Origin of the sequence: Enterococcus gilvus ATCC BAA-350 (genome assembly GCF_000407545.1) — a bacterium.
GTDB lineage: Bacteria > Bacillota > Bacilli > Lactobacillales > Enterococcaceae > Enterococcus_A > Enterococcus_A gilvus.
In genome coordinates this window covers 104,539-128,252 of sequence record NZ_ASWH01000001.1, presented here as the reverse complement: position 1 = coordinate 128,252, position 23,714 = coordinate 104,539, and the positions used below count along the sequence as shown (strand labels likewise).

Genomic DNA, 23,714 nt, shown 5'->3' with positions numbered 1-23,714 from the left:
TTAACAAAAGTGACCATACAACACTAACATCATGTGGTCACTTTGTCAAAGAAGATGCTGAAAATTTTCAGAAATAGTGGAAATGCGCCCTATAATGCCGCCTCCTTCAAAAATTGCCGCAAAAAAGAACCTAACGTCAGACACTAGGTTCTTCACATATATAAAAACAGCCTCATGCTTCACGATTTTCCGTAAATACATTCATCGGATCGTACTGTTGCTTCAGCCCTCGCAATTTATTCGCCGTCGGTACAGACCAGACACGCATCGTTTCCTCATGACTGGTATCACTGGAATAGGCACCATAGACCCCTTGACCAAATTCCAAAATAGGCTGGAACAATTGGATCGCCTCCGCCGCGGAGTCCTTGTTGAACCAATAAGCGATCATGATCTCCGCATCCCTAAATGACCACGCATTGAAATCGGAAGTCTTCTCATTCACAGCGCCGCCAAGTGCACGCAGTTCAATGCCATAAACAAAATCTGGCTCAAGAAGCTTTTCCATTTCAGCAACGATCTCATAAGGAATATCCGCCACCAAAGTATTTTTCCCAAAAGCCGTATTTTTCCCTTCGATCCGTGCATGCTCGTCTGGGAAAAAGTCTGCATAGTTCATCGCAACTTCCGTATTAGCGGTGCTATCACTTAATTGAAGTGCCTGTGCCAACACTTCTTTTGCTTGCGGTGTCTCTTCCCCGTACCAAAAGTTTCTCGCTTGGACTGTGACCGTTTGGTCCGCGCCTCGATTCAACAGCATGATACTCGTCAGTTGGTTGGAGGCCTGCTTGAACCACCCATGCCACGCTTGGATGAATTCAAAAAGGTCCGTTACCGTGTAGCTGATCGTTTGAACGATGATCGGTGTAGTGAACACGGGATTTGTCGATACGACCGTATCCGCCTGGAAAAGAAATTCCGTCACCACGCCAAATTGCCCGCCGCCGCCTCGGATTCCCCAAAAAAGCTCCGGCTCGTGTGCGGCATCCACGACATGTTTTTCACCATCCGCGGTAATGATCGTCGCACCGACCACGCAATCGATCGTAAGTCCCATGGCCCGTACGACTGTTCCCATCCCGCCAGAGACGGCCAGACCGCCAACGCCTGTATCTCCATGGTCGCCACTGGAAAGAACCAAGTGATCGGCGTGCAGCTTCGTCGCAACGTCTCCCCAAAGAGCACCTGATTGGATACGGACGAGGCCTTTTTCTTTATCGACAACGGTTATTTGGTTCATGTTCGAGAGGTCAAGAATCAGTCCGCCATCATTGACTGACGTCGCAGACAACCCATGGCCTCCGCTTCGCACGGAAAATGGAAACGGCGCTTCCTGCCCGTGCTTCACACTTGCGGCATAGGTGATCGCTTCACTGACCTGTTCTTCTGTTTCTGCTAAAAGGACGATTTTTGGCTGGCCGACTTTATAATCATTTGAACGAACGGTATCGTAACGAGGGTCTTCTGGAAATATCGCGATTTCTTTGAGCGAATGCGGCAATTCGTATAGATTTTTTCCCATGATACATCCTCCATTTCACAAAAGTGGCGGTTATTAGGAAAGTGTCTCATGCTCGCTAAGAATAGTAAAAGAAGAAGGCTTCAAATTAGAAAGCGTTATCATTTTCTTACGATTCAATTCTGACCAATCAAAAAAGGACCCCCACGGTCCTTTTTTGATCCGGCAGCACTACGGATAAAACAACCGCTGCATCCGTTGCAAGACCAATTCGTTCCCTACAAAAAACAACGTGTCGCCGGCACAGATCTTCGCATACGGACCCGGTGACAACAGCAGCTCATCCTTTTGCTGGATCGCAATGATCGTCGCCCCGGTCTCGTGCCAAATGTTCAGCTCATTGACCGTACTTTCGAGGTGGGCCGCCTCGGATGTCAGGGTCAATTCATACGGAGCGAAGGGCGCACCGTTGTGGACGCGTTTTGTCTGAGACAACAATTGATTGAGCAAGTGGCTGACATTGTCCAATTCTTGCTTTTGCTTATCGACACTGGCCTGAATGTCGTTTTTGATCTCTTGAATCGTTTGTACATCTTGGTACTTTTCAAAATAGGCCTGCGCTTTTTCCCGCGACAGAACGTAAGCGCCACTGCCATGACGCACTTCCATGATCCCAAGATCGACTAATACATTGATGGCTTTTCGAGCCGTTTCCGGCGACACGTTGAAGTTGCTGGCAAGTGTCGAACGCGCGTGGATTTTTGAGCCTACTTGGTACCGTTTGTCCGCAATTCGTTCAGCGATCTCTACTGCTACTTGCTGATACCGCGGAAGTAAGACCCGTTTTTTATTTTCCCCTTCCATTTCGATCCCTCCTAGTTCGTCTATCATTCCGTTAAAGTGACTTAGCCTTAAATAAAGGAGGAAGTATATAGCTTACTTTGTACTCTATACACTGCGAAAAACGGAACTGACAGCTTTTTCTGCAGAATTCTTTTCAAGCATAGCATATTTTTTTTAGAAAATCTGTACTCAGATTAAAGGAGCAAAAAATGAAGTTGTTAGTGCTTTCGTCTTTAGAATTTATTCATAGAAGCTGATTTTTTGAGTTAATCTTCGCAATTTATTCTTAAAACAGCTAAGATAATCCAGATTATTTTTTTGCTATTCTGTTTTTCTTCGCTGAAACGTGTAGGAAATTCAGTTGAATTCATATATTAGGAGTGATTTTTTGCATTTTGTGATAGGTATTATTGGGCTGATCCTTGTTTTGGCTCTAGGTTTTTTGATTAGCAGCGACCGTAAGAACATTCGTTATTCGCCTATTCTGGTCATGTTAGTTTTGCAATTTTTATTAGGCTTTGTTTTATTGCGTACAACGGTAGGAACGACGATCGTTGGCAGTCTGGCTGGCGTGTTTGATGCTTTGCTGCGCTTTGCAGGAGCAGGAGTCGAATTTGTTTTTGGCGGCATCGCCAACAAGGGCAGCTTCCCTTTCTTTCTAAATGTCTTGATGCCGATCGTCTTTATCTCTGCCATTATCGGGATCTTGCGCTACATCAAAATCTTGCCCCTCTTCATGAAGGGTGTCGGCCTCGGGCTTAGTAAAATCAACGGCATGGGAAAATTGGAATCCTATAACGGGATCGCCTCTGCTATCTTAGGTCAATCGGAAGTCTTTATTTCCATTAAAAAGGAATTGCCTACCTTAACGGAACAGCGTCTGACCTCTATGAGTATTTCAGCGATGTCCACTGTTTCTATGTCGATCGTCGGTTCGTACATGGCACTGATCCAGCCACGTTATGTGATCACAGCACTTGTGTTGAATTTATTCGGCGGGTTCATCATCGCTTCCGTCGTGAATCCTTACCAATTGGAGAATGACGACTTGGTGATCGAGGAGGACAAGGAACAAACCTTTTTCCAAATGCTGGGGGAATACATCCTTGACGGCTTCCATGTCGCGGTCACTGTAGCGGCTATGCTGATTGGCTTCGTCGCATTGATCGCCATGATCAATTTTATTTTCTCCAAGCTCACAGGCCTGACCTTCCAAGAAATTTTAGGGTATGTCTTTGCGCCACTGGCGTTTCTTACAGGAATCCCTTGGAAAGAAGCCGTGGATGCCGGAAGTTTGATGGCCACAAAGCTTGTGACCAATGAATTTGTCGCTATGACAGAATTGGCTAAAGGAAGCTGGGATTTTACCCCGCGTACAACAGCCATCCTTTCGGTTTTCCTAGTTTCCTTCGCGAATTTCTCTTCTATCGGGATCATCTCTGGTGCGATGAAGGGACTGAATGAAGAAAAGGGCAATCTAGTAGCAAAGCATGGCTTGAAAATTTTGCTAAGTGCCAGTTTGGTCAGCTTTTTAAGCGCGATCATCACAGGTTTGATCTTTTAACCCACGCAACCCTTCAGCTTTCTTTAGTGCTGAACGGTTGTTTTTTTGTTGAAAAACTCGCTCTTTCCAAAAAAAGAGCCGCACACCTGTGCGACTGCTTTTAAATGGTTTTTATTAGTTTTAACTTGATGTAATACCCTTCTGCTGATTCGACGATCTGCTCGACTTTATGATGAGGGACAAACACAGGCTCATCTACTTCTAACAGCGTCACTTCTTTCCCATAGCCAGGAATACCGACGACTAAATTCTCTGTTTTTAAATGCAATTGCATCACACGCTGCAGGTGCTCGGATAGTTCCAGCAGCGCCTTTCTATCCTTGCCTCGGTACCATGCAGGTTGATGCAGCAGTCGCAAGCCGCTTCGCAAGTTCGTGTTTTGAACCGTCTCTTCTCGAATGACCTCTTTCCACATCATTGGATTTAAGCAGCCGCTTCTGCCACTGTGACGGTGACCCGCACGCCTGAAGCACGTCCAGCGTCGATCAACTGCTCCGCTGCTTCTGTTGAGCACGCGACATAAAAGACAAACGCAGAATAATCCTTCGCAAAGTTGTCTAAAAATTTCTTTCCTTCTTCTAACAAAGAATTCTCCGTCAGACTTTCATAAAAAATAACTTGCTTGTTTCGCAGGAAGGTTTGCGGCAATTGCTTGTTTACGCCAACAACTGCTACTTTTTCTCCCTGATAGTGCCGTTTGATATGGGTCCATATCTGTTGCTTGGATTCCGCTTTCTTTTCAAGAATAAACAATGGATTAGCTCCTTTTCAGTTTTAATTCATTGCGTACAGGAAATAGCCCTGCTGCTCGTTGGTCATGCAAGACCATCACCTCCCATTCTTGCTAAAAAATAACAAACCATATTATATCTATCATACCAGCTTCTTTTTTTAAAGCAAGTCAAAAAAAGCCGTTCAAGCATTTCTGCCTGAACGACTGGGTGTATTAACGTTGTTCTTCATCTAAAACTTCGTATTCCACGGGAGAGCCTTCGTAAAAGAATTGCGTCGAAACCGTGGCTTCCTGATCCATCGCGATCAGTTCTTTACGAAATGGGAAACGTACGGAACGCCCGCTTACGGTCTCTGAACCAGGCAGAATGTACGACAATTTGTCGTCCGGTGTTGGCTTGTTCAATTGATCCATCACCGCATCGATCACCTTTTGGGAATCGATCGTTTCTGCTTTTGCGGCTTTTTTATAATCTTCTAAAAATACGTCTTGTCCTTCAAAATAGGTCATATCCATTTTCTTCACCCTTTCTCTTTCACTTTACCATCTGACGGCCGTTTACTGAACTAACACGCTTACGCTTCTAAATCTAACTGCCCTGCCTCCGTTTGGAAAACAGGCCAACTGCCCGTAAGCTCCACTCGAATGACGTTCAACTCCGGCGCACTTTGAAAGGCTGTGATCGTTGCGTCCATCAAGTGACCTTGCTTCGTCAAATGCTCTTGCGGCGTCAGCACCGTATCTTTATCTAACGCTTCACGGTATTCCTGATTTTTCTGTAGAATCTCATGAAATGCCGTTTTGACTATCCGTTCCGTCTTACGAGCAAACTTCGCTTCATTTTCCGCCGTATAAGCCACCTGAGATTTTTCTGCTAAAAAAGTGACGTAGATCAGCGGCACCGTCGAAACTGGCTTGGCCGGTGAAACATAATAAAAGGCCTCTTCTAAAATATCCATTGAAACCGTCAGCTTCATAACTTCTCCCCTTTTCTTCTAATTGATTATAACATTCAGCGGAAAATTCTTAGTCCATTTGCTCTCCAAATAAAAAAAGCCGCCAAGACACGGCAGCTTTCCTTCTTTTAGATCATTACCGTCATCGCAGCGGCAGCCAAAATCAAGACCAGCCCGATGATCGTAACAGTCATTTCTTTTTTTGTTTTCTTTTGTCCCAAGAACCAGATCCCTGTCAGTGTTGCCAGAACGACGGAGGTTTGAGATAAGATGAAGCCCGTCGCCAACCCATTCATATCTGGTTGCGCGGAGATCAAGTAAGTCAATGCGGCGAAGGCGAAAAAGAATCCTGAGAAGATATGCTTATACGACACCGGCTCTGCTAGTGCAGATTTTTCTTTGTCCTTCACACTTAAGATCACTGAATACACAAGGGCCACTAGCAGCATCCCGATCGCTTGCGGCAAGAATGCGTGCATGCCATCGATACTTGTTGCCTGCGGTGCCGCTGAATAGGCCCAATAGCCAATCTCACCGACGGCCAACAACAAAACAGCTTTTTTCAAAATGCTGGCCTTTTCTTGTGTTTTTTCTTCCGTCCAAACCGTCATCCAAGCACCCAAAATGATCAATACCAACGCCAATCCGCCTAACAGCTTCGCGCTCACACCCGGCCAGTCGCCTAAAGCGATCACGCCCCATAAAGAAGCGCCTAACAATTGAAAAGCTGTCGTGATCGGCATCGCACGAGAGGAGCCGATCAACGTAAAGGATTGGAAGGTAATGATTTGAGCAATCGCCCAGCCCACACCTGACAAGATCGAGAAGACCAGATCCATGCCCGATGGGAGTCCCATGCCGTTGACCATGGCAAAGATCAAGGCAAAAATCAAGGTACCTAACGTCGACCCTAAAATTTGATTGACCGGACGCCCGCCGATTTTTGAGGCGATCGTAGGATAAAGCCCCCAACCAAGTAACGGCCCTAAACCGATTAAAATCGCTGTTGTATTCATAGTTGTTCCTCCTTCTATCGACGTTTAAAAGACGACGCCGCTTTCTAATAGGATGTTGGCATAGGGGGTCATTTCGCCCGTTCGGATGAATGCTTTGCTGTCATTCAACGCCGCCTTCATCTCGCTATGAGGAATAAAGGATACCGGTGTTTCAGGCAATCGTTCTTGGATTCTTTTCAACATATCAGGGTTTTCTGTTTTGATCTCTTCTGCCAAATAAATGCGTTGTACTTCAAGTTCTTCCAATACATTGTTTAGAACATCCATAAAACTAGGAATCCCATTATCGACAGCGAGGTCGATTTTTTCCGTTGTCATAGGGACGGGCATGCCAGCATCGCCAATACTTAATTGATCAAAGTGACCCATTTGAGCGATGACACGAGAGATATTTGAGTTGATGACTTTACTTTTTTTCATGAGAAGGTTCCTTTCTTAGTTCAATTCATTTTTATAAGGGATAGAAGGTTGTGCACCGAATCGTTGAACGGTAATTGAAGACGCCTGATTTCCATAGTGGATCGCCTCTTCTAAATTGCTGAAATCTTTTTTCAAGATGCTGCTCATGGCACCGATGAAAGTATCTCCTGCCGCAGTAGTATCTACGGCGTTCACTTTGAACGCTGGAACCACTCCGCTGCGACCCTGCACATCGTAAAAAGCGCCTTTGCTGCCGATCGTAATGATCACCGCTTCGATGCCCAATTGATGCAACTGTTCTGCTGCCGCCTTCATGCTGGCTTCATCCGTCACAGTGATGCCGGTGAGGATCTCTGTTTCGGTCTCATTTGGGACGATCATGTCGGTCACCTTCAAGAGTTCCTCTGGCACATGCTCTAACGCCGGCGCTGGATTTAAAATCGTTTTTACTCCCGCCTTTTGAGCGATCTCGAAGGCTTCGATCGTACTTTCTAAAGTGCTTTCAAATTGCGCAATGACAAAATCACTCGCTTCGATCAGATCTGCATGGTCTTGAACGTCTTTTGGCATAAATGCATTATTGGCACCTGAATGGATCATGATGCTGTTTTCTCCTTGATCGTCCACGATGATGTAGGCCTGTCCCGTCGCTTGATTCTCCAACGTTTGTACACCGGCTAAGTCGATGCCTTCTTCTGATAATAGCTGATGCATCATCTCGCCTGCCGCGTCATTGCCGATCGCGCCAATAAAATTCGTCGCTGCTTCCGAACGTTTCGCCGCAACGGCTTGATTGGCTCCTTTTCCACCACCAGCAGAAAAAATTTCTTTTGTGTGCATCGTTTCGCCAGGTTTGGGCATTTTTTTCACACGAATCGTGCGATCCAAGTTGATACTTCCAATAATCGTAACCGTATTCATTTTAGTCACTCCATTTCAGATTCGTTCATTTGATTTAAATTAAAACGTTTTATTAAAACGTTTTAATTCGGCACCAAAAATATAGCACAGCTTGAAAGCTATTTCAAGTGTGCTGTTGAAAAACGTTTGATCAATTTTACCGGCAGGGTCTTTTCTTCCCAATCTTTCGCGGGCTGCTCCACTCGTTCCAATAATAATGCGGCAGTGGTTTGACCCAATTCATAGATCGGCTGGGCGATCGTAGTCAGTTGCGGCGTGACATACTCGCACATATCGATATTGTCGTACCCGATCACACTGTAATCCTCTGGAATTTTTTTCCCCAGCTCAGCCAATCCTAAATACAACCCAAAGGCCAATTCATCATTGACTGCAAAAATAGCCGTCGCTTCTGTCTGTAAAATGTTCGCCGCCGCATGACGCCCACCGATTTTCGTTAATTCACCAAAGATCAGGTCCGCCTTTGGATAGATTTGTTGAAAGCCCATCAGACGTTTTTGGATGTTTGCCGGCGCGTCCTTTGGCAGCACGATGGCGGCCTTCTCATGCCCCAGCGTCTTCAGGTGTTCCCCCGCGATCCGCCCGCCAGAAAGATCATCGGTCAGGACGGCATCGCTGAATCCTTCCGCCTTCTTTTGATCCAACACGATATAGGGCAGATTTTTTTTCCGCAAGGTGTCATTGATGGCTTGGTTAGAGATCACCGAACTGGCGATGATGTAGCCGTCAACGCCGCGGCGGCTCAATTCTTCCAAATAATCGGTTTCCTTCTTTGTGTCTAGATCCGCGTTGCAGAGCATCGTCACAAAGTTTTCACGGTACAATACGCCTTCGATCCCCCGAACCAATGTACCAAAAAAGGGATTGGTAATGTCTGGCACCAATACACCGATGGTCTTGCTTTTCTTCATGATCATTCGCCGGGCAAAATAATCAGGCTCGTAATTCAATTCCGCCTTTGCGGCCAGAACCTTCGCGACTGTTTTGGGGCTGAATTTATTTTCATTGCCGTTTAAAATCTGGGAGACGGTGGCGATGGAGACTCCCGATTGTTTGGCGACATCTTTGATGGTAATTTTTTTATTTTTCATGCGATTTCTCCTGCTTCAAACTTCGCTACATTTTCTCATGAATACGCGGAGCTGTAAATATGCCTGTCCATGAACTTGCTATGGGGACGAATTTTTTTTATACTGCTAATGATATCCCTCGTGATCGTCTACTTAAAAAGAATTATCCCAGAAGAAAGAAGGAAACAAATGAATAGAGCCACAAAAATTATTCTAGCCATCGTTCTAGTCTTAGTGATCGGGCTGATCGCCGCCGGAAATTATTTCTACTCATACGCGGTGGTTCCTGCAAAAAAAGATTTCTTGGCAGGCAGCTCCTCCAATAAATCGACGGAATTAGTAACGGCTGAGACTTGGTTCAATGATAAAAATAACCGCACCGATTGGCAGCTTGACTCAAAAGACGGCTTGAACCTGTCTGCTTACTATCTGCCGGCAGAAAAAGAATCGCATAAAACAGTGATCATCGCTCACGGCTACATGGGGCAAGCCTCCGATATGCCTCAATACGCCAAAATCTACCATGACCTTGGCTACAATGTTTTAATGCCGGATGCGCGTGGTCACGGACGGAGCGAAGGCGATTATATCGGATTTGGCTGGGATGAACGAAAGGATTACCTTCAATGGATCGATCGCGTCATCAAGAACGATCCAGCCTCCGAGATCGTTCTCCACGGTGTCAGCATGGGCGGCGCGACTGTCATGATGACCAGCGGTGAAAAATTGCCGGAGAATGTCAAAGCATTCATCGAAGATTGCGGGTACAGCTCCGTCAATGGAGAGCTCAGCTATCAATTGAAAGAAATGTTCAATTTGCCCGCTTTCCCCTTGATCCCAGTCACCAGTCTCGTCACAAAGGTTCGCGCGGGCTATTTCTTTGGGGAAGCAGACGCTATCAAGCAACTGCATAAGAACACGCGTCCAATGCTCTTTATCCACGGTGACAAAGACGACTTTGTGCCTTATGCCATGTTGGATGAGGTCTACAACGCTACAAAAGGACCGAAAGAAAAATATGTCGTACAAGGCGCCAAGCACGCGGAAGCCTTGAGCAAAGATCCTGCGATGTATCAGAAAAAAGTCACCGATTTCCTACAAAAATACGTTCCTAACAACTAAAAAAAACTATAGACAGCATCCATAAAAGGGACGTTGTCTACAGCAAAAAACGAGACCCTAACAGGTCTCGTTTTTTGCTTGCTCCAATAGGTATTCTGCTAAACTATCTGTCACGGTGATATGGGTGAAAATGTTTGTCTTAGTCCCTACATAAAGAACATCCTTTTTGCTTTCTTCATAGCAGGCCACTGCGACATTGGGGATTTTACGAACATCCTCGACCCCTAGCCCAATCACATTTTCATTGATCTCACACGGGACCTCTTTCCCCGCCCGATCAATGAATTTCGAATTGACATCGCCGATCACATTCAATGTCTCCAGCCCGTCGATATCCTGCTGATCCACATAGCCGATCTCTGTCATCGTATTGTTTTTAGAAAACGGGCTGGCGATACCGACGAGGGCAAAATCCACATTTTTCCCCGCTTCTAGCACATCACGGATGCCTTCATTTTCAACCAAGCTCTTTTTGATAAAGGCATTGTCTACCAATGCGGGGGCATACAAATATTTACATTTCGCCCGCAGCTTTTTCGATAGATCATACGCCAACTGATTCGAATGGACGTCCACCATCTCAGAGCCTAACCCGCCGATCAATGGAATGATCGTCGCCTCTGCATGATTCTCATACGGGTATTCATCGACGATCCCCCGCAGCATTTTCCCCCAGGATAGACCGATCGTTTTTGCTTTAGCGATTTCTTTTTGGAAGGCTGTGATCGCCGTCTGGACAAGCAAGCGTTCGACTTCGTCTTTTCGCAAACTGCTGGTGTCTAGGACCGTCGCCTTCTTTAATCCAAAAGCCTCTTCCAAAGCCAGCTCCAGTTCAATAGAGTAGGCACTCTCGCTCTTGATGAAGATATCCACGATGCCTTCATTTTTCGCATCATTTAAATACTTTGAAACCAGTGAACGAGAGATGCCCAGATATTTGGCGATCTCCGACTGCTTCAAGTTTTTCTTGTAATACATCGTCGCAACTTTTACGATGTCTCGATTGTGATTTATAGCCATTTTGATCCCATCCTCTGAACAACTTTTTCATCTTATCCACTATACGGGTGATTTTCTAGGCGTGCAAGTGGGACTAGTGGAGGACAACGCTCAGTTTCCGCAGCTTTCTTAGAGTCTCACTCTTTTTTGCTGAAACAAGACCTGTTTAGACACATAAGAGGATGTACCTTTTTTGGCACACCCTCATACATTGGGCTAACGGATCTCGATGACATCACCCAGTTCAAATTTTGGAAATTCACCCGGGCTGACAATGATCGCTCCCGGTAAAATTTCTCCGACCGCATTCCGAAAATAGATCGAAATATGACCCAATTCTTCAAAATTCGCATTTGCCAGCGAACCAACTTCTTCAATCGTGAATTCCTGATCGCCAAAGATCACTTTACCGCCGATCTTCAATGCGTCTTTCGGACGATCCTCAAACTCATGGATCACACAAATGTCTCTTAATTCTGCGGTGGCAGAAGGACCAAACAAAATGACCAATCGTTCTTCTTCAAATGCTGGAACCATGCTGCCGACCTCAATAATTTTAGATTTTACCATCAATAAATCCGCTCCATTCAAACAATTTTTAATACATTCCGAAACTAGCTAACCACGCCAAGATCACGGCGGTGAAGCCTGTCAGCATCCGACTATATAAAATCGCCGGCACACCGATTGAAACCGTTTCCGGTTTTGCCTCTCCTAATGATAACCCAACTGGAATAAAGTCGCATCCCGCATGTGCACTAATCGCGAACAATGCCGGCAGTGCATACTGTACTGGGATGGAGCCATTCGCGATCTGCGTACCAATCAATACTCAGATAACCTGAGAGATAACGGCACCCGGCCCTAAGATCGGGGACAGGATCGGGATACTACAAACGAGGGACAAGACGATCATTCCAGGTAACGAACCCGCCAGTGGAGACAGGACTTTTGCCAACCAATCACCGATCCCGGTATAGTTGATGATCCCTACGATCATACTGATGAAGGCCATAAATGGAATGATGTTCTTCAAAAGCATGTCTACCGCGTCACGCCCTGATTGATAGAACGTACTCATCACTCCGCCGATTCCCCGAGAGAAACGAACCAAGAAACTGTCTTTTTTCGCCTGCTGTTCTGCGTGGTTTTCCTTAAGCTTGGAATATCTTTCTTTAAATTCTTCGTCCGACTCTCGTCCTTCTTGCTTCGTTACGATTTTTTCCGTCGCTGCTGCGGATGCTGCATCACTCTTGTGGGCATGATCGATCGCAGCCATTTGACGTTCCTCTAAATCTGAATGTTCAACAAGTGCCACGTCTTCTGGACGAACACCAGATACGAAAATATCTTCTGTGATATGTTTAGACAATGGCCCCGATGGCGAAGAGGGCAGAATATCCACTGTTGGAATTCGTTTCATTGGATACACACCGATCCGTGCTGTCCCGCCGCAATCAATAACGGCGCAAAGCGTTTCATCCTCTGGAATTTGATTTTTAAACCCATCGCATGCGATCCCGCCAGTCAAATCCGCGATCTGCTGCGCAACCGGATGGATACCGCCGCCGGTAACAGACACAACTTTATTCATTTTTTCTGTCGGCGTTAACGTCAAGCCGACACCCCAACCTTTATTCCCAGGTTTTACAAATACTGTTTTGTACATTCCGATTCCTCCTTTACGCCGTCGCTTTTTTTGCTTCTCTGGCCATCATAAATTTCGTCAAGCGTTCCGTAACGATTCCTCGCATCAAGATCACGACGATCCCCACTAAGAAATACCGCACCGCCAAACTTGATTGGCTAAATCCGGCTTTGGTCACGCCATTTGCGATCCCCAGATACACAAACAACTCTCCTGCATTCGCGTAAGGGAACAAGCCCGTCACTGGATGGACGAAAGATACCGCAGCATCATAAAATGCAGGCTTTTCTTCTTCTCTTACGAATTTCCCAAAGGTATACGCCATCGGATTTGTTAACATCAAAACAGCCAAGACAGGCATCAATGAATACCTTAAAACCATATATTTTGAACAATACCGAATCGCTCTGTCTACACGCTCTTCACCGATAAAGGAGATGACGGAATAAGTAAAAGTCAAAAGGACGATCAACAGCGGCACGATCCCTGTCATGTATCCCATAAATTGCTCCCCGCCGGCCTCAAACATCCCAATAAAGTTTTTCCCTGCCCACTCGATGTATTTCATAAATAAAACCTCCTCATTCACTTTTTAAAATTTAACCGTTTGACTTTATAAAAACTACCGCTCTTAGGTAACCGCTTCCAATTTCCGCGAATAAATTTGCCCTAACCCTTTTTCAACATGAGGCGTCCCTTTCTCTTTGACCCCGCGATGATACGCAGCTAAGTGAGCACCTCTATAAGAGGGTTCTTCCTTGAAGCGTGCAAAAATCGTCAAACCTCTGCAAATATAGCAATGGATGACTTTTCCTTCCGTATCCACCACCACAGCAACGACCGTCCGCAACACTTTTCCCTTAACGACTTCCGTGTAAAATTCATACTCCGTTCCAGCCTGTTCCGTCGTGATTTTCTTGATAAAACCCTGATAATACTTTACCTGCACGATACTCAGCAAACTTTGACTAAGCATCAACACGATCAGCACGATCACTAAGCCGCTCATACGCTACATCCTTTCCAAAAGCAGCTGAGGAAACGAGCTTCCCCACCTGCTCCAACGTTCTTTTCTAGTCACCAAATGTTGAATCTTGCAGCTTCCGTAAACGATAAACCGTGGTTGATTCATCAATCTCAATATCCTCATAAGTCAAGAATGTTCCGTCTTTGATGTCGCGCTTCGCAACAGAAGAGCCGCCCACTAAACCAATCGGTACATTATTATTTTTGACTAGATCTTCATGCGTTTCCAGTACGCCGCGAACACAATACCCGCCGATACCGTCGATTTTCTCACCGGCTTTGATATCCTTTTTCGCCACAGCCACTGTTTCTGAGATCGGTGCGCCTAATGGCACGATCGCATGGTCATGGTTCAATACTGCTTTGGCGATCGTGATCGGTGTTTCTAAACTTGCTAAGTGGTACGGGCGATACAAGATGTGGTGATCGCGATCCCCCTTCTTCATCAAATAGCTCAATTCATGACGAGCCCCTTCATTTTGCCCTTTGACGATGACAAATACCCCTGGAGCCAAACCGTCTACATATTCAACGACGCCATACTTGCTTAAAACACCACCATTTTCTTTCAAATCAAGATCCTTCACGACAGAATCAACATCTCCGCTGATCCCGTGCATGCCCACCTTATCAGGAACAAAACCAATCGCATTAGACAATAGATTCATCTCCGCCATGGTTTTCGTGCCGTCTTGGAAAGCAGCCAGCATATGGCTAGACATTTGTTTGGCGTCCGCTTCTGCTTGAGCAGTGTCAGGATTCGCGCCTACCTTCAATTTATTGTTCTTTCCCTTACCAGCAACAAGGACTTCCATCCCCATACTCTTGGCAAATTCGAACAATTTAGTCGTTGCTGCAGGCTCATCGCCATCAGAACCTGTATAGACTAAGTTCGCAGAATCATACATTTTTTTCATCAATGGCCCGATCGTGATGTCTACTTCCACATTCAATAGAACGATGTGCTTCTTCGCCAGCAGCGTTTCTAATGAAATCTGTGCACCTACCTCTGGAACACCTGTCGCATCCACAATAACTTCTACTTTGTCTGAATGAATAATTTCTTTAAAATCTGAACTGACCAGGATGTCCACTTTCTTCTCTGCACTAGCATTGTAAGCATCTGCCGCACGCTGCGCGGCCTCCTTGTGAATGTCACTGATCCCTGTCACTGCCATGCCCGGAATCGTTGAGATCTGAGCGATCATTCCAAAACCCATTTGACCTGCACCAATTACCCCAACTCTGATCGGTGCGCCATTTTTTTCTCTTTCCAAAAGCTTCCCATAAAGTGTCATTATTACCCCTCCATACTTTTTTGACATATGACAAAGCTTTTGACATATGCCTTAAAACACTTTTAGTATAACATCGCAAAACACTATGTCAACGCTTTCTTTTCACAAAGTATCTTTTTCTATCAATTGGAACATATGTGAATGAAGAACTGATTTCCGTAAAAAACGTGATATATAAGCAACCAAATGATAATAGTTATTAAAAGGCAAATCTGCGAAAGAAACTATCGTATCCTATGCACATTCTTAAAATAACTAATGATTAAATAAATTAACAAATCGATAACCAACTATTTTTAAGGTAAACCGCTTAAATTGAATGTTTATTCACAATCGCATGAGAAGTTTTTCACTAACAATTGGAAGCCGTTTCAACAGATAGCACTTAGACCAATTAAAAAGCAGATGTTTCTTTTTCACATTGTGAATTTTTGAACTGCCAAAACTTCTTCCTTCTCCCTCTTACCTTAGAGGAAAAATAAAACCGCACCATCGGCTCACGCCAACGTTGCGGTTCCTATTATTGTTGCCCGTATGTCTCGAATTTCTCCAAGACTTCCTTCATTTGCTCTTGATTCAACAGTTTTGGCGTGCCGATACAGCGGGCACGATAGTCCAGTTTTGCCAAAAACTCTATGTCCTTGGCGACACCAAAGGCACTGGAAAGATCTGGACCGATCGTCAACACCCCATGATTTCCTAATAAGATGCCGTTGTCCTTGTGGATAAAATTGAAGGCTTCTTCAGCCAGCTCACGCGTGCCAAAAGTTTTGTAGTCGCAACAGCGAACTTTTTCCCCAACAGAACCGATAATATAGTGCAGCGGTTCAATCTCTTGCTGGAGGCAGGCAAAGGTCGTTGCATATTCCGAATGTGTATGCACAACGGATCGAACCTCCGGGCGATTGCTATAAAAGATACTGTGCAGTTCATATTCGCTGGAGGGTTTGCGTGTGCCTTCCAGTATGTTGCCCTGAAGATCCATCAATACGATATCTTCAGGCTTTGTATCAAAATAAGGAATGCCGCTTGGACTGATCAACAGGGCTTCTTCTTCAGGCAAGTAGATACTAATGTTGCCCCCCGTTCCCGTTGTTAACTTTTCTGTAATGAGTTTTTTACCGTAATCGACGATCTGTTCACGTTCTTTTTGATGTTTCATCGTATACTCCTATCAATAAAAATTATTTTCAGGCTGTTCCTTGATGTACCGTTTCAGATCGTAGGGCGAAAAGATCCCACGATCCGTCACGACAGCGCCGATCAGTTCTGGCGGCGTGATATCAAAAGAAGGATAGATTGCTTTGACACCTTCTAATGTATGTTTGATGCCGTTCAGTTCCATGACCTGCGCCGGATCACGCATCTCGATCTTGATACTTTCATGACTTGCTTTGTCTGTATCAGGGATGCCGGTAACAAAATACGGAACACCAAAATGCTGAGCCAAGAGTGCGATTTGATACGTCCCGACTTTATTCGCGATGTAGCCGTCTTGAGCAATCGTATCCGCCGCCGAGGTAAAGAGGTCGATCTTCTCGTGTGTCATCAGGTACGCGATCATATTGTCAGAGACAACGGTGGTATCGAATCCCATTTCCTCACAACAGCTAGCTGTCAGCCGAGCCCCTTGAAGGTACGGACGGGTCTCTGCACAAAAGAACCGCAGCGTTTTTTTCTGTTCGATCGCTTCACGCAGCAGCATTCCGATAATGGTTTCACCAAAGCATTGCGTCAGTACCGTCCCATTATCAGGGATTTTTTCAATCAAGTATTTGGCTACTTGAGCCATCGTGTAATAGCGGCGATTTAAGGAATCGATCGTGTTCTGTTTGATTGCTTCTGTCGGATCTTCCTTGTTTTCCAGTGCTTTTTCTGCCACAGCGACGCATTTTTCTGTGATCAATGTCATCCGGTTCGCCGTTGTCGGACGGGCATTCGCAATGGTCGATGCGGCTTTTTTTAAATACGCGAGCTGTTCTTTATGTCCTAATCCCTTGCTCTCTTCTGCTGCAAGGGCCATCCCCATGCCTGCCGCAGTGTAGGGACCCGCACTCTGTGTCACCATATCCGTGATAGCTTGCGCCACCGCTTGATGCGTCTCGCACTCGACATACTCTAGCCGAGTTGGGTAGATACGACGGTCTAAAATTCGAACCTTTCCGTCTTCGTACCAGGCAACGTGTTCATATTGCAAAAGCGTTGGCATTGTATAATCTTGTCTTTCCAACTTCTTCACCTTCTATTTTATTCTCTTGATCTTTTTTAGCGGAGGGTTCCTTCGTCGATACCTGCTACTAGCTGACTTCCATTAGTAACCTGCTGCCGATTGATGATGAGCTGGATGCCCAGCTTGATCAATACCCGTTCCGCTTCGATTTTTTTCTCTGGCGCAATCATAGCGAGTTCTTTTACCTTTGAATCTCCGACAACTCTGCGGATGATCTCTGTTCCAGCATAACCCACAGCATCCGTCACTATCTCCTGGATCATTGTGTCTTTGAACACCTGATTTTTGTACAACGAAAAGGTTACAGCTTCGTCGTAAAGAGCGGACAGCTTCAGTTTTACCTTATCGTAGACATCGCTGATCGTCTGCTTGCTCCATTGATGGAAAGCTTGATCCACTGTCGGATCAAATAGATTTTTGACCATCGGAAAATACAGATGGGCTAGAACATTGCCGATATCATAGCCCGCTGGCCCATAAAAAGCAAACTCCGGATCAATGACCTTCAATCCTTTTTGATTAATAAAAATTGAGCCCGTATGAAGGTCCCCATGCAGCAATGATTGTGCATGATTCATGAAATTGTCCCGCAGCATTGCGACTTCGACCTGCAGCGGTTCATTCATATAAAGAGTATCTGCCACAAATTCTTCATTGCCTTCAGTCAAAATATTTCGCTGCTTGTAGTCATCATAGGGTTCAGTAAATACTAGGTCTTCACTGATATCGCACATTTCTGGATTGATGAATTCCTTGACCTGCTGCTTTTTCAGCCTACGGTCCATCACAAGATCACTTGTCAGCAGCAACGTCCGCGACAAATAATCTGCGATCTCTTCACTAAAATTAGGAAAGGTCTTCTTTTCGATCAATTCATAACGCATATTCTGATAATCCGAGACATCCTCCATAGCCAAGGCGTGCATCTTGGGATCGTAAGAATACACGTCTGGCACGAACTGCGGCGCCAATGTGTTTTGCAGCTTAAGAATCTCCGCTTCGATCCGATTTCGATCAATGTCTAGTGGACGGCCCGAAGAACGCAGCACACGATCCGCCTGTTTGATGATCAGGCTTTCCTGTGTCGCCTCGTTCACCACACGAAAAACATAATTGATGTTGCCATCCCCGATCTCCGTCACTGTTAACGGCGCATCAGACGGAAACGCACCAATTTTTTCAACCACATAGCGCTTGACCATGTGCGGGTCCATTAGAAAATGCTGCTGATAATCCTCCGATTTTTTGGGTGTATGTTTCATAGTATCGCCTCATTCATTTAAATTTTGCTCGTTCGCTCGCAGCTAGTTCAGTTAACGGTATTTATTTTTCGAAAAGCGTGAAAAATAATCGTATTTTCCTACGCATACGATTCCGCTAAACATGCACCTTCATTTTTATGTTTAAGCATTTAGAAAAGGCTTCTCCTCTAATAAACTGTGAAAAGCGGCACTCGCAGCTACCTCCGAAGTAAGGAAATCATTTTTCAAGAACCGAAAAATGATGTCATTCTCGTCACGCCTATCATTTCTCTAATCACGCATACGCGTGAAGAGAAACTGACAGCTAGTTCAGTTAGGGTATTTATTTTTCAAAAAGCGTGAAAAATAATCGTATTTTCCTACGCATACGATTCCGCTAAACATGTACCTTCATTTTCATGTTTAAGCATTTAGAAAAGGCTTCTCCTCTAATAAACTGTGAAAAGCGGCACTCGCAGCTACCTCCGAAGTAAGGAAATCATTTTTCAAAAACCGAAAAATGATGTCATTCTCGTCACGCCTATCATTTCTCTAGTCACGCATACGCGTGAAGAGAAACTGACAGCTAGTTCAGTTAGCGGTATTTATTTTTCGAAAAGCGTGAAAAATAATCGTATTTTCCTACGCATACGATTCCGCTAAACATGCACCTTCATTTTTATGTTTAAGCATTTAGAAAAGGCTTCTCCTCTAACGAACTGTGAAAAGCGGCACTCGCAAAAAAAACACTCACCTAAAAGTGTACATTTAAACGAGTTAAATGCAACTTTTTGGTGAATGTTCTTAATGAATCGCAATCTTTGTCCCGACGGTGATTGTGGGCATTTCTTTTTCTTCTACATATAGTGTTCCTGGCAGCTCTGCGGTTTGGGAGCCGTCAAAGCGTAAGGTTATGTGGCCTAAATCATCGAGGTTCTTCTTAACGACGTCTCCGACTGCTGTGATTTTGTAAGGCTGATCATCGAAGGAGAAGGTCATTCCTGCTGTGATTTCATCCGTGGAGGGCGTCAATTGGATGTTGTAACAATAATCTGCTAACGTCTCCGGGGCGTCGTCTCCGAAAAAGATCAGCATTTTCTCTTGCTGGAACATCTCAGCTTCTGGTCCAATGTTCGTCACTTGCGTCTCAAAAATCATCTTTCATCTCTCCAAACATTTTTAACTGTATAATCCGAAACTTGCTAACCATGCAACAACTACCCGCGGTACACCATTTAAGAAACGTGAATATAAAACAGAAGGTACACCGACTTCAACGGTTTCTGCTTCCGCTTCTTCTAGTCCTAAACCTACTGGAATAAAGTCACAAGCATTTTGTGTATTGATGGCAAACAACGCTGGCAGTGCCAATTGCGGCGGGATATTTCCTTTACCGATCTCAACACCGATCAAAGTTCCCAAGATTTGGCTGATAACTGCCCCAGGGCCTAATAATGGTGATAAAAATGGCAGCGAGCAGATAAAGCCGATAATGATCAAACCGAAAACATTTCCCGCCAACGGTTTCATCAAGTTCGCAAACACCGTTCCGATGCCTGATCCTTGAATGATCCCGATCAGCAGTGATACGAAGGCCATGAAGGGAATCACGGTATTGATCATCGTCTGCACGCCTTCACGTGCGGATTGGTTGAAGGTTGCTACGACTTTTCCGGCACCCATCCCGATTTTCGCGATAAAGCTTTTTTGTTCCGCCCGTTGTTCTGTAATCTTTTTATCTGTTGAATATTTGAATTCACGCTCAGGCTTTTCTTCCGTAACGAATGCGGGCTTGCTCGCCGCTTCCGATTCATCGGCTAACATGATTTGGTTTTCACCGACAGCCGAAACATAAATATCTTCATGGATGTACTGCGCCAATGGGCCGCTTTTTCCAGTAGGTACAATGTTTACTGTGGGGATATTCTTTTTAGGATAGATCCCGCAGCGTAAGGTGCCGCCGCAATCAATGATAGCTAAAGCGATTTCATTGTCTGGGATCGATGTTTTGAAGCCATTGACCGACTCCATCCCAGTTAATTCTTCGATCTTATTAACAATACTCGGCTTGTCCCCGCCGCCTGTCACATAAACAAATTTATGCTTTTCTTCTGTTGGTGTGATCACTAAAGGCCCGCCGTAGCCGCCTGAACCTTTTACAATTTTGATACTATTATAAGCCATTTTTGCTCCTCCTAGTTCTTTTTAATGTACTTATTTTTTCAGCTATTCTGTAACTGCGACGTCATCGGCTGTTTTACTTAATTGAATGCCTTGCTGTTTACAAACTAGTGCAGTCGTAAAGTCAGTCGTCCATCCGCCGATAAAGTTCATGACCAGCCCAACGAACATATAGCGAATCGCTAGTTCCATCGAATTAAGGCCTAATTGTGTGATCCCTTGTGCGATCCCCATCCAAACGAACAGCTCTCCTGGGTTGATATGAGGAAAAACACCGTTACTAGTATGACAAAATTGTGCATTCGCTGCGTAATAGCTTGGCTTATAGAATTCTGGCAAAAAGCGCGCCATTGTAAAGGACATCGGATTCCCTAACATAAAGGCTGAAACAAATGGCAGTACGAGATAACGAGTTACTGGGTTTCTTGAGGAGACTTTTGCGACTTTCGTGACCCGCTCTTCTCCTAGAAAGGCGATCAAGGTGTTCATTGCGACCATCAGCATCAACACAACAGGAACGATCCCTGTCATCCAACTGATAAATGTTTCGGCCCCTGTTTGAAAAAGACTCATGAAGCCTTCCGCGAAACTTGTAATATAATCCATTTTTTAAACGCTCCTTTTTGCAAATTTAGTTTGAATTGACAATTTCATTAGTGACAATTGATTCCCTATATTGAAAATAGGGGATACTGGCGCTTTGTCTTGATGATCTCCTTTTTCTACGTCTAAATAAATTTTCTGTGCATTCGCCGCCGCTTGGCGAGTAAGCTTATTTTCCTTTACCAAAAAATCCGCTTCAGATAGCCGATGGATATCCACTCCTACAAATTGCGGCCGTGCTTTGAAACGTGCCAAGATCGAGATTCCCTGCATCATTTCCGCTTCTTGCACGATCCCCTCAGCGTCGACACCTAGTAATAAGATCGTTCCTGAAGCGATTTTCCCTGGGCGTCGCCCGATCGCTACTTTTCCTTTGCGTTTCATTCGAATATAAACGGTATTAAAATTCTTGATCTGCTTTATTCCTAAAAAAATTTGAAGCCCGTAAGCCATAATTGCAATTGCTCCTAAAACAAAGATGTTCATCTCTTGTCCGCTCCCTTCTGAGCCATTCCTTGTACGCGACTATCCATTTACCAATAATTGGCGGTATTCCTCTTTGCTGGTGATTCCTTTGACCTGCTCCCGCAATTCTTCATTAGAAGAAATCACAAAAATCGTATCGTAAAAGCTTAACAGTTCATCTTCCATTGCCAACGTCAGATTCTCTGGAATTGCGACTAGAAAAACAAGCTCGATCTCTTCAACGGATTTTCCTGCCGGATAGCTGCCGATCGTCACTAGAATTTCCTCGCTTTGACGATTGATCCCATGGGGAAAGGCAATGCCGTTATCGATCACCGCCGATTCTTCCTGCGCCTTTGTCAAAATGTAGTCCTTGAAAGCATCCTCGATCTGTCCGTTGGCAACGAGCTTTTCTAACAAATCAACGAGGTTCTCTTCATACGATTTTCTGCTGTCTAAGTCTTCAAATGAAAACTGGATGTGTTCAAACGCGGCGGCCTTTGAGGCAACGATCCGTTTCCATTCACTCAAAAGCCAGTTTTCATTGAATAAATCTGTCAGCTTGATCACCGCTGTCGTTGCTTTCGTGTGCTTCAAGGGAATCGTCGTAAATACAGCGAAATAACGATCCAAATCCTTTGTCTCATATTCTTCTTCGGAATAATGGGCGATTCGGATGTTGGGCCCTAAAACAGTTTCTAACTGTCGCTTGATCATCAACGCTGTTCCCTTCCCGGTATTGCAGACAACGGCGATTTCCTTCATTTTCGGTTGCGCGTCTGATTTTAACGCCAATTCAAAATAGATCGCCAAGTAGGAAAGCTCCGACTGTTGCGTTGGCTTTTGCAAAAACGTCGTCAATGCCGAAATCCCTAATTCCGCCAGCTCATGTGAAAAGGCGTGCTTCTGCTTGAATTCTTCCCGAAAAATATCATAGGTCTCGATTTGAAAAATAAGACGGTTGATCAAAAACATAAAATGGGCACGGATGTTGTTGAATAATTGCTCTTGATCCAAATGAATAATGACTGCCGCATTGATTTGGTTCATCATGTATTGAAACAAGACCTTGACTTCTGGATTGTCTGCCTTGCTTTCGGACACCAGATTATTATTGAAAATATTCAACGGGAAACAGAGAAAGTCAAAATCAAATTGACTGATCGTCAGACTGTAATCGGTCGCCAAACTGACAAACAATTCATCCAGCAAATCATCTTCCGAAAAATAATTGACGTAATACGGAACTGCCTGAATCAACGGATGCCCCTTTTTGATCCGCTGAATCGTCAGAACGATCGTTTTTTGCAGCAGACCCAACGTCCGAAAATCCAGCTTCTTATCTAACGCGATTTCATCGATACGCTGCAACAGCTCGTCACTTAACGCCGGCTGCTCCAAATAATCATAGGCATGCTGCAAATAGAGTAAACGCAACTGTGCTTCTGCACCAGATATCCGCAATCCTTTGTTAGGTGTACCAATTAAAGAAATTTGATAATTTAAAAGAATGGCTTTCAAATTCCGCAGATCCTTATTGACCGTTGATCGACTGACACCCAGCATTTCTGACAAATCATCAATGACCACATAGCCTTCCTGCTGCATAAAGCAATCAATCAATACCGCGATACGCTTCGTACTCGAATTAAAATCCGTTTGTTGTTTTAAACTGCCATTCATGATTTCTGAGAACTGTTTAGAATCCATGATTTTCAATGAATAAATATGGTCGATTTCTTCGATCATGGCAATATGTTCCATCTGATCATTCAACAATTGAATAGCCTTTTTGGTGGTTTGCGGGCTCGTATCCGTTATTTTTTGCAATTCATTCAAACTCAAACGATCATGAGTCATAAACTGCTGCAATAATTGATACCAGCGATTGATCAATGCCATCTCATCCCCCCACCTTC

25 protein-coding genes and 1 pseudogene are annotated in these 23,714 nt (G+C 44.7%); 2 read left to right on the top strand and 24 right to left on the bottom strand.

Annotation, left to right across the window (positions count from 1 at the left end; genetic code table 11):
• Positions 1-172 precede the first annotated feature (172 nt).
• On the bottom strand, positions 173-1,522 hold the full coding sequence (locus tag I592_RS00630) for an FAD-binding oxidoreductase (protein WP_010782165.1): 1,350 nt from the start codon (positions 1,520-1,522) through the stop codon (positions 173-175).
• 168 nt (positions 1,523-1,690) lie between these two features.
• Positions 1,691-2,323, bottom strand: a complete 633-nt coding sequence (locus I592_RS00625) for a GntR family transcriptional regulator (protein ID WP_010782166.1) — start codon at positions 2,321-2,323, stop codon at positions 1,691-1,693.
• Between the two features lie 367 nt (positions 2,324-2,690).
• Here I592_RS00625 and I592_RS00620 point away from each other — a divergent pair, with 367 nt between their 5' ends.
• Entirely contained in the window at positions 2,691-3,866 is a 1,176-nt protein-coding gene (locus I592_RS00620; RefSeq protein WP_010782167.1) for a NupC/NupG family nucleoside CNT transporter, read from the top strand.
• A gap of 100 nt (positions 3,867-3,966) precedes the next feature.
• Here I592_RS00620 and I592_RS00615 read toward each other — a convergent pair whose 3' ends face one another.
• From I592_RS00615 to rbsR, 8 genes are all read right to left on the bottom strand, one after another.
• Positions 3,967-4,284: a hypothetical protein gene (locus I592_RS00615; protein WP_010782168.1), complete on the bottom strand. Its 318-nt coding sequence runs from the start codon at positions 4,282-4,284 to the stop codon at positions 3,967-3,969.
• 5 nt (positions 4,285-4,289) lie between these two features.
• On the bottom strand, positions 4,290-4,619 hold the full coding sequence (locus tag I592_RS00610; RefSeq protein ID WP_010782169.1) for a hypothetical protein: 330 nt from the start codon (positions 4,617-4,619) through the stop codon (positions 4,290-4,292).
• 193 nt (positions 4,620-4,812) lie between these two features.
• Positions 4,813-5,115, bottom strand: coding sequence for a DUF5960 family protein (locus I592_RS00605; RefSeq protein ID WP_010782170.1), 303 nt, complete (start codon positions 5,113-5,115; stop codon positions 4,813-4,815).
• Between the two features lie 59 nt (positions 5,116-5,174).
• Entirely contained in the window at positions 5,175-5,576 is a 402-nt protein-coding gene (locus I592_RS00600; protein WP_010782171.1) for a hypothetical protein, read from the bottom strand.
• A 107-nt stretch (positions 5,577-5,683) separates the two neighbouring features.
• Complete coding sequence (gene rbsU / locus I592_RS00595) at positions 5,684-6,571, bottom strand: ribose/proton symporter RbsU (protein ID WP_010782172.1); 888 nt, start codon at positions 6,569-6,571, stop codon at positions 5,684-5,686.
• A 24-nt stretch (positions 6,572-6,595) separates the two neighbouring features.
• Positions 6,596-6,991, bottom strand: a complete 396-nt coding sequence (gene rbsD, locus I592_RS00590) for a D-ribose pyranase (RefSeq protein WP_010782173.1) — start codon at positions 6,989-6,991, stop codon at positions 6,596-6,598.
• Between the two features lie 15 nt (positions 6,992-7,006).
• A complete protein-coding gene (rbsK, locus tag I592_RS00585; RefSeq protein WP_010782174.1) occupies positions 7,007-7,912 on the bottom strand; it encodes a ribokinase in 906 nt (301 codons plus the stop codon).
• Positions 7,913-8,010: 98 nt separating this feature from the next.
• Positions 8,011-9,003, bottom strand: coding sequence for a ribose utilization transcriptional repressor RbsR (gene rbsR / locus I592_RS00580; protein ID WP_010782175.1), 993 nt, complete (start codon positions 9,001-9,003; stop codon positions 8,011-8,013).
• 168 nt (positions 9,004-9,171) lie between these two features.
• On the opposite strand from rbsR, the gene I592_RS00575 reads away from it, so the two are divergent.
• On the top strand, positions 9,172-10,104 hold the full coding sequence (locus tag I592_RS00575; protein WP_010782176.1) for an alpha/beta hydrolase: 933 nt from the start codon (positions 9,172-9,174) through the stop codon (positions 10,102-10,104).
• A 57-nt stretch (positions 10,105-10,161) separates the two neighbouring features.
• Here I592_RS00575 and I592_RS00570 read toward each other — a convergent pair whose 3' ends face one another.
• From I592_RS00570 to I592_RS00505, 14 genes and pseudogenes are all read right to left on the bottom strand, one after another.
• The gene (locus I592_RS00570; RefSeq protein WP_010782177.1) at positions 10,162-11,124 is read right to left on the bottom strand and encodes a sugar-binding transcriptional regulator; all 963 of its coding nucleotides are present in this window, start codon (positions 11,122-11,124) and stop codon (positions 10,162-10,164) included.
• Positions 11,125-11,319: 195 nt separating this feature from the next.
• Positions 11,320-11,673 carry a PTS glucitol/sorbitol transporter subunit IIA gene (locus I592_RS00565; RefSeq protein WP_044925951.1) on the bottom strand — a complete coding sequence of 118 codons (354 nt, stop codon included), beginning with the start codon at positions 11,671-11,673 and terminating at the stop codon, positions 11,320-11,322.
• Positions 11,674-11,701: 28 nt separating this feature from the next.
• Positions 11,702-12,772, bottom strand: a pseudogene (srlE, locus tag I592_RS00560) (PTS glucitol/sorbitol transporter subunit IIB).
• A gap of 13 nt (positions 12,773-12,785) precedes the next feature.
• On the bottom strand, positions 12,786-13,319 hold the full coding sequence (gene srlA / locus I592_RS00555; protein ID WP_010782180.1) for a PTS glucitol/sorbitol transporter subunit IIC: 534 nt from the start codon (positions 13,317-13,319) through the stop codon (positions 12,786-12,788).
• Between the two features lie 63 nt (positions 13,320-13,382).
• The gene (locus I592_RS00550; protein WP_010782181.1) at positions 13,383-13,760 is read right to left on the bottom strand and encodes a transcriptional regulator GutM; all 378 of its coding nucleotides are present in this window, start codon (positions 13,758-13,760) and stop codon (positions 13,383-13,385) included.
• Between the two features lie 64 nt (positions 13,761-13,824).
• A complete protein-coding gene (locus I592_RS00545; RefSeq protein WP_010782182.1) occupies positions 13,825-15,075 on the bottom strand; it encodes an NAD(P)H-dependent oxidoreductase in 1,251 nt (416 codons plus the stop codon).
• Between the two features lie 520 nt (positions 15,076-15,595).
• Positions 15,596-16,237 carry an L-fuculose-phosphate aldolase gene (locus tag I592_RS00540; RefSeq protein WP_010782183.1) on the bottom strand — a complete coding sequence of 214 codons (642 nt, stop codon included), beginning with the start codon at positions 16,235-16,237 and terminating at the stop codon, positions 15,596-15,598.
• A 12-nt stretch (positions 16,238-16,249) separates the two neighbouring features.
• Positions 16,250-17,305, bottom strand: a complete 1,056-nt coding sequence (locus I592_RS00535) for a s-methyl-5-thioribose-1-phosphate isomerase (protein WP_010782184.1) — start codon at positions 17,303-17,305, stop codon at positions 16,250-16,252.
• A gap of 35 nt (positions 17,306-17,340) precedes the next feature.
• Positions 17,341-18,567, bottom strand: coding sequence for an S-methyl-5-thioribose kinase (gene mtnK / locus I592_RS00530; protein ID WP_010782185.1), 1,227 nt, complete (start codon positions 18,565-18,567; stop codon positions 17,341-17,343).
• A gap of 783 nt (positions 18,568-19,350) precedes the next feature.
• The gene (locus I592_RS00525) at positions 19,351-19,704 is read right to left on the bottom strand and encodes a PTS glucitol/sorbitol transporter subunit IIA (protein WP_010782186.1); all 354 of its coding nucleotides are present in this window, start codon (positions 19,702-19,704) and stop codon (positions 19,351-19,353) included.
• Between the two features lie 21 nt (positions 19,705-19,725).
• Positions 19,726-20,730 (bottom strand): PTS glucitol/sorbitol transporter subunit IIB, encoded by a 1,005-nt coding sequence (gene srlE / locus I592_RS00520; protein WP_010782187.1) that lies wholly within the window; start codon positions 20,728-20,730, stop codon positions 19,726-19,728.
• Positions 20,731-20,772: 42 nt separating this feature from the next.
• Positions 20,773-21,333, bottom strand: coding sequence for a PTS glucitol/sorbitol transporter subunit IIC (srlA, locus tag I592_RS00515; protein ID WP_010782188.1), 561 nt, complete (start codon positions 21,331-21,333; stop codon positions 20,773-20,775).
• Positions 21,334-21,336: 3 nt separating this feature from the next.
• The gene (locus I592_RS00510) at positions 21,337-21,816 is read right to left on the bottom strand and encodes a transcriptional regulator GutM (RefSeq protein ID WP_010782189.1); all 480 of its coding nucleotides are present in this window, start codon (positions 21,814-21,816) and stop codon (positions 21,337-21,339) included.
• A 39-nt stretch (positions 21,817-21,855) separates the two neighbouring features.
• Positions 21,856-23,697: a BglG family transcription antiterminator gene (locus I592_RS00505; RefSeq protein WP_010782190.1), complete on the bottom strand. Its 1,842-nt coding sequence runs from the start codon at positions 23,695-23,697 to the stop codon at positions 21,856-21,858.
• Between the last annotated feature and the right edge of the window lie 17 nt (positions 23,698-23,714).